Source organism: Methylophilus sp. QUAN, from assembly GCF_015354445.1.
Taxonomy (GTDB): Bacteria; Pseudomonadota; Gammaproteobacteria; order Burkholderiales; family Methylophilaceae; genus Methylophilus.
The window spans coordinates 255027-269063 of the sequence record NZ_JADKYT010000003.1; the positions used below are offsets into that span (position 1 = coordinate 255027).

Consider the following 14037-nt stretch of genomic DNA (forward strand, 5'->3'; position numbering starts at 1 on the left):
GAAACGGATTAAAAAAGCCCAAAAAACTTGCGCATGTTGTTAAAGTATGGCAAGGTTTAGGCCGTAGTCACTTCTGTGTCATCAAAAAACCTTTTCTCCAAGCCCTTGATTGTGATGAATAAATCGTTTATCCGGCTGGCTGCTTTACTGGTCAGCGCGTTGTTATGCCAATGCAAAAGCGTCGCCGCACCCGGCGATGATACGCGCTGGAAAAACGCCTACAGTTACTCACAAGAGCAAGTAATGGAAAGCCAGTCTGGCATTGCTGGCTCCTGGTCAGAAAAAGTAGAAGAAATCATGATTCGCGCCTTGAGCCTTACTGGGGTCGACTATAAATACGGCGGCCGCAGCCCGGAAACCGGCTTTGATTGCAGCGGCTTTGTACAATACGTGTTTAAACACGCCGCCCAAATTTCGCTGCCACCTTCTGCGCGCACCATTAGCGAAATGGGCAACACGGTTAAACGTGAAGAGTTGCAGCCCGGCGACCTGGTATTTTTTAACACTCTGAAATCTGCGTTTTCGCATGTGGGCATTTACGTCGGCAACAATCAGTTTATCCACGCCCCCAGGGCAGGCGCTAAAGTCCGCATCGAAAACATGGACGAACGCTACTGGAGCACACGCTACAACGGCGCCAAACGGCTGGAAGTCGAAGCGTCAAAATAACCGCCTTACTCCCCTGCGCCTTTGACTGGCGTATCACTATGACCCAGAGAGCGTTCCGGATCAATCAGGTCACGAATCAATTGCTTTAACTCTTTGGACTCAGGAAACCTCCCTGCTTCTTTACGTGAAAAAATCACAGCACCATCGCAACGCACTTCCAGGATACCGCCGGTGCCCGGCACCAGATTGACCGACTTTAAATCGCCATCAAATGTGGTCAATAACTCCTGCGCGAGCCAGGCGGCGCGCAACAACCAACGGCACTGTGTACAAAATTCAATTTCTACGATAGGCTTTTGCATATTTCACTCTAAACATTTATTTGCGTGAAGAGTATAGTCAATTTTATTGAAATAGCGGAAAATGAACTTAACAGCGTTCTGTCCACTCTCTGCAAACAGGCTGTCATCAACAGATGCAACTTGACTCTTATTAAAGTAATATTCTTCGCTTAAATTGATCACACAAGGCATGGTATGCGTTCCAAATTAGAAAAATTCAGCTTGCTGGGTGCAGGCGTGTTTGTAGGTATCCTGGTGAGCATCAACATTTCCGCCTGGGCAGACAGAACCTCCGTGTCGCAACTGCCCATAGACGAACTGCGCGTGTTTGCCGAAGTGTTCGCTAAAGTCAAATCTGACTACGTTGAGCCGGTTGAAGACAAAAAACTGATTAACGAAGCCTTGTCTGGCATGCTGCAAGGCCTGGATCCACACTCTACCTTTATGGACGCCGACGCTTACAAAGAGCTGCAGGCTGGCACGCAAGGTGAGTTTGGCGGCCTGGGCATTGAAGTTGCGATGGAAGACGGCCTGGTCAAAGTGGTCACCCCGATTGAAGATAGCCCAGCCTACAAAGCGGGCCTTAAATCTGGCGACCTGATCATGAAACTGGACGACACCCAGGTGCGCGGCCTGACCTTGAATGATGCAGTAAAACGCATGCGTGGCACACCAGACACCAAAATCGTATTGACGGTGATTCGCAAAGGTGAGGACAAACCTCTCACATTCACACTGACCCGCGCCATTATCAAATCACAAAGCGTGAAAAATAAATGGATTGAGCAGGATTACGGCTATGTGCGTATCACCCAGTTCCAGGAACGCACGGGTGAAGACCTGGCCAAAGCCCTGAAATCGCTGCTGGCTGAAAACAAAAAACCACTCAAGGGTTTGGTACTGGACCTGCGTAACAACCCAGGTGGCTTGCTGGATGCGGCTGTAGGCGTATCTGCCGCATTTTTACCAAAAGATGATCTGGTCGTTTACACAGAAGGCCGTGTGGTGGATTCAAAAATGCGCTTGAATGCAACACCAATGGACTACGCACGCCGCGGCAAATCAGACTACCTGAAAGACCTGCCTGAAGAGTTCAAGTCTGTGCCTATCGTGGTACTGATCAACGCGGGCTCCGCTTCAGCATCCGAGATTGTGGCCGGTGCATTGCAAGACCACAAACGCGCGACAATCATGGGCATCCAGAGCTTTGGTAAAGGCTCAGTACAAACCATCTTGCCTATGAACAATGGCAGTGCGATCAAGCTGACTACCGCGCGTTACTTTACGCCCAATGGCCGCTCAATCCAGGCCAAAGGCATCGTGCCGGATGTGACCGTAGATGACGGCTCTGACCCAAGCCTGAGCTTGCATGAAGCCGACCTGAAACGTCACCTGTCCAACCCGACCGATGCCAAAGGCAATGTAGACAGCAAAGCAGCGGATGAAGCAAAAGCACGTGCTGCGGCTGAAAAACTGAAAGAAGAGAAGCATGCTGAAACGCGCGGCCCGATTGAGCCTGCCAGCAAAGATGACTTCCAGTTTACGCAAGCCATGAACTTGCTTAAAGGCCTGCCAGTGCAAAAAGCACAAGAACCGGCTAAAGTAAGTACCGCCAAGCCATAACACCGCCCCGGTTTGCGCAGCCGACCAGCTGCCGCCGGGATACACATGGAGCGAATGATGTTGACACTACCGCCACTAAGCCTGGACAAAGCCATACACGTGCTGGATATGGGCTTGCGCACAGTGTTTAGCCCGGCGATTGCCAGCCGCCCCTACCCTGCTGCTGGCACGCTCGGTGACGCCAAGCTTAGCGATGACACACAACATAGTGAAGCCACACTGACCGACAGCGAGCGCAAACATGCTGCCGCCCTCATGCGCATCAATCATGTGGGCGAAGTCTGTGCGCAGGCCTTGTATAGCGGGCAGGCATTAGTGTCGCGCGACCCTGCCAATGTAGAGGCGCTCAAACAGGCCTCGCGTGAAGAAGTAGACCATCTGGCCTGGTGCGAACAGCGCATTCACGAACTCGGCGGCCGCAAAAGCCTGTTGAACCCACTGTGGTTTGGTGCCAGCTTTGGTTTAGGTGTCACCGCAGGCTTGCTGGGCGACAAATGGAACCTGGGATTTTTGGCAGAAACCGAACACCAGGTTGCTGCGCACTTGCATAGCCACTTGCAAGAATTGCCTGCGCAAGACCATGCTTCGCGTGCCATTGTGTCGCAGATGAAAATAGACGAGGAACATCACGCAGAGACGGCCGAACACCTGGGTGGCGCAGCACTGCCTGCCCCAGTAAAACTGGCGATGCGACTGGCCTCAAAAGTGATGACGCGTACAGCGTATCGCTTGTAAGATTTGTAGTAACCTAGAGTCAACCATGCAAAAATTTAGTGACAACCTTCTCGCACTGGACAATGCCGATCACGTGAAACGCATTGAACTGTATGATGAAAACAATCAGCCTGTGGGCGTGCTTGAAAACAAGCCAGGCACCCAAGGCTCTATCAAGGTATATCATCACCTGTTTAAAGTATTTGGTGAGATTAATACCGATGCGGCGGTAGAAGGCTTAGCCCTTTATGCTGAACATACCGAGGATGCCGAAGACCATCCGGGTAAACACCCTAATATTGACCGCTTGCTGAATGTACTGGATAAAGAGCAAACGCTTTCAATCAAATTAATTACTGAGTAAGCTAACCTCAGTGATAAAAAAAGCCTCCATAAACTGGAGGCTTTTTCTTTTCTTGCGATTCAACCACATCACTCACTCTGCAAATGGCGGCTGATCGGCGGATGATAAATAAACTCCAGCAAATGGCCTACGCTGTCCAGGCAATAAAATCCGCGCGAGCCATCGCGATGACTTTTCGGCGCTTCGGTAATGCGCACACCATGGGCGACCATGTGCGTATACCAGTCATCCACGGCCTGTGCATCGGTGAGCACAAAACCGATATGATCCAGCCGCTGCAACGGATCTGCTTTGTAATCCACGCGATGCAGGGCAAATACATCCCCATGATTGGTTAAATACACATTATCCGGATCAGGCTGCCACTCAATATGCATACCAACTATCCGCGTATAAAAATCAATCGCAGCCTCAAGCTCTTTGATAAACAACGCCACATGGCGGATGCCGACCATGCCTTTAGGAGTGCTCATGTGACTCCGTTACTCAAAGCTTGGTGCTTTGATTTCATAGCCGTGCGTAATCTCGCACGCCTTTTGCAGCATGATGCTGGCAGAGCAATACTTCTCGGCAGATAGTTTCACTGCACGCTCCACCTGTGACTCATTCAAGCCTTCACCGGTCACCACAAAATGCACGTGAATTTTGGTGAACACCTTAGGCACCGTGTCAGCACGCTCGGCACTGATTTCGGCTACACAATCGACAATCGGCTGACGGGACTTTTTCAATATGGTCACCACATCAAACGAAGTACACGCGCCCATGCCGATCAGCAGCATTTCCATTGGGCGCATGCCAATATTGCGGCCACCGTTTTCTGGCGCGCCGTCTAATACAACAGCGTGACCCGTTTCGGATTCACCGACAAAACTGACACCATCTATCCATTTCACTTGGACTTGCATTATGACTTTCCAATCATTGAGTGTTTATCTATCGCCAACATTCTCTACTTGGAGGTAATGCACCATAGAGACAAGCCACACAAAGTATTGCTGCCCACCAAGTTGTGCGATAAACAGAATTATTTTTATTTCACGCCTAGTAGTTCAACATCAAATACCAAGGCCGCATTCGGTGGAATCACGCCACCTGCACCACGTGCGCCATAACCCATATCAGAAGGAATAATCAGCGTACGCTTGCCGCCGACTTTCATGCCTTGCACACCGACATCCCAGCCCTCGATGACCTGACTGCCACCTAAAAAGAAATTGAATGGCGAATTACGATCCAGGCTGCTATCGAACTTTTGGCCTTTGTGGTCTTGTTTGCTGGCGTCATACAGCCAGCCGGTGTAATGCACGGTGACGTTAAAGCCGACTTCCGCTTCACGGCCAGTGCCGACCACCGTATCAATTTTTTGTAATTCAGTCACATTGGCAGACATTTGTGCAGATTCCTTCGTATTTGACGAGTTAGATTGCGCTTGGCAACCTGTCATGGCCAGCAGCAATACGCTGAGGCCGATTAGTTTGATTGCAGATTTCACTTGTTTACTCCCAGAAAACGACCATTATTTTACGCGTTTTTAACGTCAAATTATCAGACACAGGCTAACGGCCTTCAATCAATTGTTTAAGCAAGGCATCCTGCACCGCGCGCACTGCGGAAGCACGTGCGTGATTGGCAATCACCACCAGCACATAACGTTTACCAGCCATATCCTGCACATAACCTGCAATGCTGCTCACACCTTCCAGCGAGCCGGTTTTGAGGTAAGCCATGCCTTTGCTACTCCCCTCGGCCAAGCGCTTTTTAGTGGTGCCATCCAGACCCAGTATGGGCATGGAGGCCATAAGTACCGGCATCACCGGGCGCTGGTAGGCTGTGACGAGCAATTGTGCCAAATGTTCCGCGCTCACGCGCTCTATGCGAGACAAACCGGAACCGTTTTCGAGTACCAATTCAGGGAACTGCAATCCACGTTGACGCAGCACCTGTTTAAGCGCCAGCACCGCACCCGCTTCATCGGCAGGGCTAAATCCAGCCTCCAGCGCGATCGTCAACAGCAGTTGGCGCGCCATCACATTGTTGCTCCACTTGTTGATATCGCGCACCACGCTATCCAAAGGTGGAGATAACCAGGTCGTCACCAGCGTATTGGCGTCCGTCGCTGGCGCCAGCACTAACTGGCCGTTGAACTGCCCACCCAATTGCGCCCACAATTTTTTAAAGCTGAAAAATACATATTGCGTGTCGCTAAGCACGCTTAACTCCAGGTAGCGCTCATCGCACTGGTCAGGCAAGGTACCGCTAAACGCCACCGTCACGCCATCCGCTTGCGGCGTGATGCTGTAATGCAAGTCGCCACGCCAATCGTTACACGCCCCTTTGCGCGTCTGCATGGTATTAATCACACGGATTTGCGGCAACTCGAATTCTTGCGAGATTTGCACTGCGGGCTTATTGCCTGCATTTGCCACAGAAAAACGGAAACTGGTGTTGCGGCCATTGAGCAACAAGGCGCTCGGATTAGCGTTATAGGCACGCCAGGGCTCGTCGTCCAGCACGGGCCGCTGGCTGACTTCTGGCGCATACACGGACAAGTCCAGAATGAGATTGCCTTTGACCTGACGGATGCCTTGCTGCTGCACTTGTTGCAACAGGCGCCAAAACTCAGTGATATTCAATGCGGGGTCGCCATAGCCCTTGATGATTAAATCACCATCGAGCACGCCCTGATTCAGTGTGCCATTGCGATAAACCTCTGTTTTCCAGCGGTAAGCGGGCGTGAGTGCTTCAAGTGCTGCATATGTGGTGACCAGCTTCATCACGCTGGCCGGATTCATGGCTTTGGCGGCATTATGGCTGATGATAGGCCCGCCGCCATCCACAGGCTGCACCACGACTGCCACGCTATCAGCAGGCAATTGTGCTTTGTTTAACGCCTCTTGCAAGTTGGTTGGTAACACAGCGTGGGCCACGGTCACCCAGCAACCACACAATATCAGCAGCCAGCGCATTACAAGCTCTCCACGATGGCGGCTCGCGTTGTTTGTACCAGATGCGCAATATCGGCTGCGGTCAGGCAATAGGGCGGCATCCAGTACACCGTGTTGCCTATCGGCCTTAACAGCAAGCCATGCTTCAAGGCAGCGGCATAGCAGTCACGGGCAAATTGCTGGTTCTGGGTATCCACTTCAAATGCAGTAATCATGCCGCGTTGCCGCACATGCCCCAGCGGTAAATCATATCCTGTGGCCGCCGACCATAATTGCTGCGCAGTGTGCTGGTTATCACCAAGTACATCACGCGTTTCAAACAGTTTCAAGGTTGCCAATGCGGCGGCACACGCCAAGGGATTACCGGTGTAGCTGTGACTATGCAAAAAACCTTTAACCGTCTGATCATGGTAAAACGCCTGGTAGACGTCATCTGTCGTCAACACCACCGACAACGGCAAGTAACCGCCAGTAATGCCTTTGGATAAACAGATAAAATCAGCAATATCACTGACTTTACCGCCAGCCTGCTCACAGGCGAACAAGGTGCCCGTACGTCCAAAGCCCACGGCGATTTCATCCGCAATGACATGCACCTGGTAGCGGCTACACACCTCACGCGCACGACTTAGATAGACCGGGTGATACATGCCCATACCTGCTGCACCCTGCACCAGCGGCTCGATAATAAACGCAGCCAGCTCAGCGTGATGTTGAGCCACATAGTGCTCAAGCGCTTCTGCACAACGTAACGCGTAAGCTTCTTCCGACTCACCATGCGTAGCCAAACGGCTATCCGGACTAGGCATTTGCGCCGATTGCAGAATCAGCGGTGCATAAGTGTCTTTAAAAATCGCCACATCGGTGACACTGAGGGCACCCAGCGTTTCACCGTGATAACTGTTTTGCAGGCTGATAAATTTAGTTTTTTGCGGCTGCCCGATATTGCGCCAGTAATGAAAACTCATCTTGAGCGCGATCTCGGTTGCACTCGCACCGTCTGAGCCATAAAACGCGTGGCCCAGGCCAGTTAATGCAGACAATTTTTCTGATAACGTAACCACAGGCTCATGCGTAAATCCGGCCAGCATCACATGCTCCAACTGGTCGAGTTGCGCTTTGATCGCATCTTTAATCGCCGGCTGGTTATGCCCAAACAGATTCACCCACCAGCTACTCACCGCATCCAGATAAGCTTTGCCTTCGCTATCGAACAGCCATGCACCTTCGCCGCGGGCGATAGGCACCAGCGGGTAACGTTCGTGGTGTTTCATTTGCGTGCAAGGATGCCAGACGGCTTGCAGGGAGCGAGACAGAAGAAATTGATTTGATAAAGGCTGGCTATTATTTTTCAAGAGCTTTGAGTTCCATGACTTGAGCGGCAGTAGGTAACACCATGTGCATGCGACTAATGGTAATCATTTTCCCGCTGGTGTTTGATCGCAAGAATGAGTACTTTATGTTCCAGCCTGTCGTAATGGTAGCTGGCCACATATCCAGTCCTTCCGTGAGAAATCACTAGCTCTCTCAATGCAAGTCCGACTAAGCGACCGGCCAACGGGTGGTCTGCAAGCATTGCTATCGCACTTTTGATAATTTCAAATACGTCCAAGGCCGCTTCTGGATCTTTTTCAAACAGAAAAAGACTTAATCTGAGAAGGTCACTTTGTGACTCTAACGAGTATTCAAGTGTGGCTTTAGCAACCATTATTTCTTATCTCTTACCGGGATAAGCGCTGGCAGTGGTTCACCCTTGAGCTTTGCATAGATGTAAGCATGCACATCCTCTGCAGCGTAAGAAATACCAGTTTCTTTGTAATGTTTGAGCGAAGCTTCTGCACGCGCCAAAAATGCTTGATCTTCTTCGATGCGCTGAGCCTCCGTCGCGATCGCATCCACCATGAATGCATGCGCACTTTTGCCACTCGCTTCTGCAAGTTTCGCCACGCGCTCTTTAAGTTCTTCCGAAAGCTTTAAACTGGTTGTAGCCATTGCAAGGCCTTTCACATACAAAAGTGTTACCAAGGTAACACCTCAACCTTTACCTGTCAAACGCCGCTTTGTGATATAGTTCGCATCTTATTGATTTATATGCATAATCCATGCAAAAAACCCGCAAACATCTCGAACTGCTCGCCCCGGCCAAAAATGCCGATTATGGCATTGAAGCCATTAATCACGGCGCCGATGCGGTGTATATTGGCGGCCCGGCCTTTGGCGCACGTGCCAAGGCGCCGAATACAGTGCAGGACATTGCGCGCCTGGTACAGCATGCGCATAAATTTCATGCTGAAGTGTTTGTCGCACTCAACACTATTTTTCACGATAACGAGCTCGAGGGCGTACGCCAGTTGGTGCATCAATTGTATGACAGCGGCGTCGATGCCCTGATCGTACAGGACATGGGTTTGCTGGAACTGGATTTACCGCCTATCCAGCTACACGCCAGTACACAAACCGATATCCGCACCGTTGAAAAAGCGCAGTTTTTAGACCAGGTGGGCTTTAGCCAGATCGTACTGGCGCGCGAGCTGGATATTGCCACGGTGCGAAAAATTGCCGATGCCACGACGGCTAACCTGGAGTATTTTATCCATGGTGCCTTGTGTGTCGCCTTCAGTGGCCAATGCTTTATCAGCCATGCGCATACTGGCCGCAGCGCCAACCGTGGCGAGTGCTCGCAAGAATGCCGCTTGCCTTATACGCTGGAAGACCAGAAAGGCCGCATTATCGGCAAAGACAAACATTATCTGTCGATGAAAGATAATGACCAGAGTGCCAATTTGCGTGCGCTGATCGCTGCGGGTGTGAGCAGCTTTAAAATTGAAGGCCGCTACAAAGACCTGCCGTATGTGAAAAACGCCACGGCACATTACCGCCAATTGCTGGATGAGATTCTGCAAGACATGCCGCAATACAGTAAATCTTCCGCCGGGCATGCCACTTACACTTTTACGCCGCAGCCAGAAAAAACCTTTAACCGCAGTGCAACCGACTACTTTGCCAATGGCCGTCAGGCAGATATCGGCGCATTTGATACCCCCAAGTTTTCGGGTGAAGAGTTGGGCAAAGTACGCAAGGTGGGCAAAGACTTTATCGATGTTGCCACTGACGTTGAATTACACAATGGCGATGGCGTGTGCTTTTTTGATGTGCACAAAGAGTTGGTGGGCTTACGCGTCAATACTGTTCAAGCACTGGATAAATATACCCAACGGCTGTTCCCCAATGAAATGCCTGCCGACATCCGCAACAACACGCTGCTCTATCGCAACCGTGACCATGCCTTTATGCGCTTGCTGGAAAAAGACTCCGCCACACGCAAAATCGCGGTGGATGCCGTTCTTTATGAAACCCGTGACGGTTTTGCACTGACAGTTACCGACGAGCAAGGGTTTATTGCCACCGCGCAAGTAGCGGCCGAAAAACAGCCCGCCAACGATACCCAAAAGGCTGAAGCCTCCCTGCGGGAAAATCTGGCCAAACTGGGCAATACGGATTTTGTGGCAACAGAAATCAGCCTGGAGCTGACCCAATGCTGGTTTTTACCAGCGTCCGTGGTCAATCAATTGCGTCGTGATGCGGTAGAGCAACTGATCGACATCAGGACGCTCGCCTACGAGCGCCCGCCATTGCGAGCCGCTGCCGAACCACCGGCCATTTATCCGCAAGACTCCTTAAGTTACCTGGCCAACGTCTACAACCAGAAAGCACGCGACTTTTACCACAAGCATGGCGTCAAATTGATCGCCAGCGCTTATGAAGCCAATGAAACACTGGATGAAGTGCCGGTGATGATCACCAAGCATTGCCTGCGCTTTAGCCACGGCCTGTGCCCGAAAGAGGCCAAAGGCGTGATTGGCGTACAAGGCACGGTGACCGCTGAGCCGATGACACTGATTAGCGGCAATGACCGGTATACGCTCAAATTTGACTGCAAACCGTGCGAAATGCACGTCATGGGCAAAGTGCGCAAACACATTTTGCAGATTGCGCCACCGCAACCGATTACGTTTTTTGATAAACGTCCGGCATAAAACCAATCGGCCCTGGCAAATTGCCAAGGCCGCTTTTTTCAGGCAAGCTGCAAGCACATCCACCCTGCTTATCGCTCATGACTGAATACGCCTACCTGCTCAAAGTGGCGATCGCCTTAATCGCCATCGTCAACCCCATCGGTTGCCTGCCTATTTTTATCAGTGCCACCAGCGGCTGGAGCAAAGCAGAACGTGCCAAAACTGCACGCACGGTCGCCATGACGGTGATGATTGTATTGTGTGTCTCAGCCTTTATCGGCGACCTGATTCTCGACTTTTTCGGCATTACCATTCCGTCATTTCAGGTCGGCGGCGGTATCCTGCTGCTGCTGATTTCAATCTCCATGATGCATGGCAAACAAGGCGGCACGCGCCAAACTGCCGAAGAAGCGCAGGATATGGCCGAGCGCGAGGTGATTGCGATTGTGCCGCTTAGCATTCCCTTACTGGCTGGCCCAGGTGCGATTTCCAGCATGATACTCACTGCGCAGCAGCACCCGGGATTCTGGGGCCATTTAAGCCTGATTATCCCAGTAGCACTGATTGCGCTATTTATTTGGGGCTTGTTGCAACTCGCCGACGGCATTACGCACTACCTGGGCACAATAGGCATCAACATCGTCACCCGCCTGATGGGTATTATCCTGGCCGCCATGTCGGTGGAGTTTATCGCGCATGGCTTAGCAGGGTTATTTCCACAATTAATAGGTCAACAATAATTATGACTTTAGAAGAAACGCAGCTTTTTAATGACTTAATTAAAGTAGGCCTTCCAATTATGGGCACTCTATTGGGGGGGCTCATTGGAGCAACTTCAACCTTTATGATTACAAAGCTCAATCACTCTAATGAGCGTATTAGGGAAATAACTCAAAAACGCTTAGACCTTGTGCTACAAATAGCTAATGATGTTACAGAGTTTGAACATCTGATAAGTACATACGCAACAGCTATAAGTAATCATTTACAAGGACTCGCATCTATCGACATGGAGGATGCTCGAAAAGCAGTCATTAATCGCAACCAACCTCTCAGACGAGCCAGAATGAACCTTAAACTCTTGAATTTAAAAGAAGCAGAGAATTATTTAGAGGAGTATGTTGAGTTGACACGAGAAGTGATAAGCAAAGGGCCGAACTTAAAAGTATCAAGAGCATCCGAACTGACTAAAACTATAACGAAAGGCCCTATTCAGTTCTACTCTTCTCTTGCATCAGAGTTCCCCAAGGGATAATTGGAAGATAAAATCATAATTTCTAAAACGCTCCCCCAATCAATCACTTAGCGGTAAAATAGCGCTTTTAACGAAACCTGCGCATTTTGAATTCCACTGTTTCAAATCCATCGAAATCCTCCCAGCAATGGAAGCCTAACGTGACCGTAGCGGCTATCATTGAGCAGGATGGCAAGTTTTTATTGGTTGAAGAAACCACGGACCGCGGCAATCGCTTTAACCAGCCTGCCGGGCATCTGGAAGAAAACGAGTCCATTATCGAGGCGGCAATCCGCGAAACGCTGGAAGAAACCGCTTACGATTTCACGCCAGAGGCGCTGGTAGGCATTTACCACTGGCAGCATCCGCTCAATGGCATCACTTATTTGCGCTTTGCTTTTACCGGCAAACTGGGCACGCATTACCCTGAGCAGGCATTAGATGATGGCATCATTCGTACGGTATGGAAAACCGAAGCCGAGATCGCGGCTGAAGGCGAGTTGATGCGCAGTCCGCAAGTATTGTTGTGCGTGCAGGATTACCTGGCAGGCAAGCGTTATTCTTTAGACATTTTGAAGCATTTGGGCCAAGCACTATGAGTAAGCCACATGTCATCGTCGGGTTGTCCGGCGGTGTTGATTCTTCCGTCACTGCCTTGTTGCTGAAACAACAAGGTTATCAAGTCACCGGTTTGTTTATGAAAAACTGGGAAGACGATGATAATGATGAATATTGTTCTTCACGCCAGGACTTAATCGACGCCGTTTCTGCGGCCGATAGAATCGGTATCGACATTGAAACCGTGAATTTTAGCGCCGAGTATAAAGAGCGAGTGTTCGCTAACTTTTTACAGGAATACCAGGCTGGCCGTACGCCTAACCCGGATATTTTGTGTAACGCCGAAATCAAGTTTAAAGCGTTTTTGGACCACGCCATGGGCATGGGTGCTGACCTGATTGCCACTGGCCATTATGCGCAAGTACGTGAAAACCCGATTCAGCCAGGCAATTTCCAGTTACTTAAGGCCGATGACGGTAGCAAAGACCAGAGCTATTTTTTGTCACGCCTGAACCAGGCACAGCTGTCAAAAACATTGTTCCCGCTGGGCAAATACCTCAAGCGCGAAGTGCGTGAAATTGCACGTGAACACGGCCTGGCCAATGCCGAGAAAAAGGATTCAACCGGCATTTGCTTTATTGGCGAGCGCCCGTTCCAGGAGTTTTTGCAACGTTATCTGCCACGCCATCCTGGCGTGATGCGCACGCCGGAAGGCAAAGTAGTCGGTGAACATGAAGGCCTGATGTACTACACCATCGGTCAGCGCCAGGGCCTGAAAATCGGCGGTAGCCGTGAGAGCAATGGCGAGCCATGGTTTGTCGCCGCCAAACATATGGCGGATAACGAGCTGATTGTGGTGCAAGGTCATGATCACCCATTGTTACAAAGCGATGGCTTAAAAGCCGGCCAGTTACACTGGATCAGCGGTGAAGAACCTCAAACTAACTGGGTATATGCCGCCAAAACGCGTTACCGCCAACCAGATGCACCTTGTGAAGTGGATGCGGTGAATGCTGAGGAAGCCACCATCCGTTTTGGCCAACATCAATGGGCGATCACCCCCGGCCAGAGCGTGGTGGTATATGAAAGCAATGTCTGCCTGGGTGGCGGTATTATCACCGGCGCGATTTAACCCACTTTTAAGGCATGGTTATTGCTTCTGCTTGCATAATATAATGACAACACGCCGCCAAGTGACGAGGAATGACACCGTATGGCCTACGTATTAAAAAATAATGAAGGTGTAATTATTGCTGCCAGCCCGCATACGCAGATTGCTGCAGACTGGGTAGCCATTGAAAACACGGATACTGAATATCTGTGCTTTTTAGATGATGAACTGAAAAAACACCATACTTTCCGTGAAAGCGACATTCAACTGGCACGGGTGCTCGAAGACCTGATCGGTATTTTGATTGATCGCAGCGTGATCAGTTATACCGACTTCCCAAGCCCAGCCCAAAAACGCCTGAACGAACGACAAACCTTGCGTCACAAAAACAACCTGCACCTGCTGGGTGAGGATGACGTGACACCGCTCTAACTATCCCTTGTCACCCCCTGATGGACGCACGACTGCTGCTTTGCCGCCTGCCGCGTCCTCGCCTCATATATACCAAGCATTTGCGCC

The 14037-nt window shown here is 50.6% G+C and carries 18 protein-coding genes; 10 read left to right on the top strand and 8 right to left on the bottom strand.

All coding sequences use genetic code 11. The annotated features are described in order from the left end of the window. The first annotated feature begins 114 nt into the window (after positions 1–114). Positions 115–669 (top strand): C40 family peptidase, encoded by a 555-nt coding sequence (locus INP79_RS13610; protein WP_194754787.1) that lies wholly within the window; start codon positions 115–117, stop codon positions 667–669. Between the two features lie 5 nt (positions 670–674). Here the strand turns inward: INP79_RS13610 and INP79_RS13615 are convergent, their stop codons facing one another. Then, positions 675–971 carry a SelT/SelW/SelH family protein gene (locus INP79_RS13615; RefSeq protein WP_194741435.1) on the bottom strand — a complete coding sequence of 99 codons (297 nt, stop codon included), beginning with the start codon at positions 969–971 and terminating at the stop codon, positions 675–677. A gap of 174 nt (positions 972–1145) precedes the next feature. On the opposite strand from INP79_RS13615, the gene INP79_RS13620 reads away from it, so the two are divergent. The 3 genes from INP79_RS13620 to INP79_RS13630 are packed head-to-tail and all read left to right on the top strand — an operon-like array spanning position 1146 to position 3651. After that, positions 1146–2573, top strand: a complete 1428-nt coding sequence (locus INP79_RS13620) for a S41 family peptidase (RefSeq protein ID WP_194754788.1) — start codon at positions 1146–1148, stop codon at positions 2571–2573. A 57-nt stretch (positions 2574–2630) separates the two neighbouring features. Next, positions 2631–3308: a 2-polyprenyl-3-methyl-6-methoxy-1,4-benzoquinone monooxygenase gene (coq7, locus tag INP79_RS13625; protein WP_194754789.1), complete on the top strand. Its 678-nt coding sequence runs from the start codon at positions 2631–2633 to the stop codon at positions 3306–3308. Between the two features lie 25 nt (positions 3309–3333). After that, positions 3334–3651 (top strand): DUF2322 family protein, encoded by a 318-nt coding sequence (locus INP79_RS13630; protein WP_194754790.1) that lies wholly within the window; start codon positions 3334–3336, stop codon positions 3649–3651. 68 nt (positions 3652–3719) lie between these two features. Here the strand turns inward: INP79_RS13630 and INP79_RS13635 are convergent, their stop codons facing one another. The 7 genes from INP79_RS13635 to INP79_RS13665 all read right to left on the bottom strand — a co-directional run bounded on the left by INP79_RS13635 (position 3720) and on the right by INP79_RS13665 (position 8591). After that, positions 3720–4124, bottom strand: a complete 405-nt coding sequence (locus INP79_RS13635) for a VOC family protein (RefSeq protein ID WP_194754791.1) — start codon at positions 4122–4124, stop codon at positions 3720–3722. A 9-nt stretch (positions 4125–4133) separates the two neighbouring features. Beyond that, a complete protein-coding gene (locus tag INP79_RS13640; protein WP_194754792.1) occupies positions 4134–4559 on the bottom strand; it encodes an OsmC family protein in 426 nt (141 codons plus the stop codon). Positions 4560–4684: 125 nt separating this feature from the next. Beyond that, positions 4685–5098 carry an FKBP-type peptidyl-prolyl cis-trans isomerase gene (locus tag INP79_RS13645; RefSeq protein WP_194755067.1) on the bottom strand — a complete coding sequence of 138 codons (414 nt, stop codon included), beginning with the start codon at positions 5096–5098 and terminating at the stop codon, positions 4685–4687. 112 nt (positions 5099–5210) lie between these two features. Continuing rightward, positions 5211–6620: a D-alanyl-D-alanine carboxypeptidase/D-alanyl-D-alanine-endopeptidase gene (dacB, locus tag INP79_RS13650; RefSeq protein WP_194754793.1), complete on the bottom strand. Its 1410-nt coding sequence runs from the start codon at positions 6618–6620 to the stop codon at positions 5211–5213. Further along, complete coding sequence (bioA, locus tag INP79_RS13655) at positions 6620–7873, bottom strand: adenosylmethionine--8-amino-7-oxononanoate transaminase (protein WP_370583276.1); 1254 nt, start codon at positions 7871–7873, stop codon at positions 6620–6622. Before bioA ends, dacB begins: the two co-directional genes overlap by 1 nt. A gap of 134 nt (positions 7874–8007) precedes the next feature. Further along, the gene (locus INP79_RS13660) at positions 8008–8307 is read right to left on the bottom strand and encodes a type II toxin-antitoxin system RelE/ParE family toxin (protein ID WP_019883388.1); all 300 of its coding nucleotides are present in this window, start codon (positions 8305–8307) and stop codon (positions 8008–8010) included. Then, positions 8307–8591: a CopG family ribbon-helix-helix protein gene (locus INP79_RS13665; RefSeq protein ID WP_019883389.1), complete on the bottom strand. Its 285-nt coding sequence runs from the start codon at positions 8589–8591 to the stop codon at positions 8307–8309. Before INP79_RS13665 ends, INP79_RS13660 begins: the two co-directional genes overlap by 1 nt. Positions 8592–8701: 110 nt before the next feature. Here INP79_RS13665 and INP79_RS13670 point away from each other — a divergent pair, with 110 nt between their 5' ends. From INP79_RS13670 to INP79_RS13695, 6 genes are all read left to right on the top strand, one after another. Continuing rightward, entirely contained in the window at positions 8702–10636 is a 1935-nt protein-coding gene (locus INP79_RS13670) for a U32 family peptidase (RefSeq protein WP_194754795.1), read from the top strand. A 77-nt stretch (positions 10637–10713) separates the two neighbouring features. Next, entirely contained in the window at positions 10714–11355 is a 642-nt protein-coding gene (locus INP79_RS13675) for a YchE family NAAT transporter (RefSeq protein WP_194754796.1), read from the top strand. Between the two features lie 2 nt (positions 11356–11357). Next, a complete protein-coding gene (locus INP79_RS13680; protein ID WP_194754797.1) occupies positions 11358–11870 on the top strand; it encodes a hypothetical protein in 513 nt (170 codons plus the stop codon). Between the two features lie 140 nt (positions 11871–12010). Next, positions 12011–12448: an NUDIX hydrolase gene (locus tag INP79_RS13685; protein ID WP_194754798.1), complete on the top strand. Its 438-nt coding sequence runs from the start codon at positions 12011–12013 to the stop codon at positions 12446–12448. Continuing rightward, on the top strand, positions 12445–13539 hold the full coding sequence (gene mnmA, locus INP79_RS13690; RefSeq protein ID WP_194754799.1) for a tRNA 2-thiouridine(34) synthase MnmA: 1095 nt from the start codon (positions 12445–12447) through the stop codon (positions 13537–13539). The genes INP79_RS13685 and mnmA overlap by 4 nt, the downstream gene beginning before the upstream one ends. Positions 13540–13620: 81 nt before the next feature. Next, positions 13621–13950 (top strand): hypothetical protein, encoded by a 330-nt coding sequence (locus INP79_RS13695; protein WP_194754800.1) that lies wholly within the window; start codon positions 13621–13623, stop codon positions 13948–13950. The last annotated feature ends 87 nt before the right edge of the window (positions 13951–14037 follow it).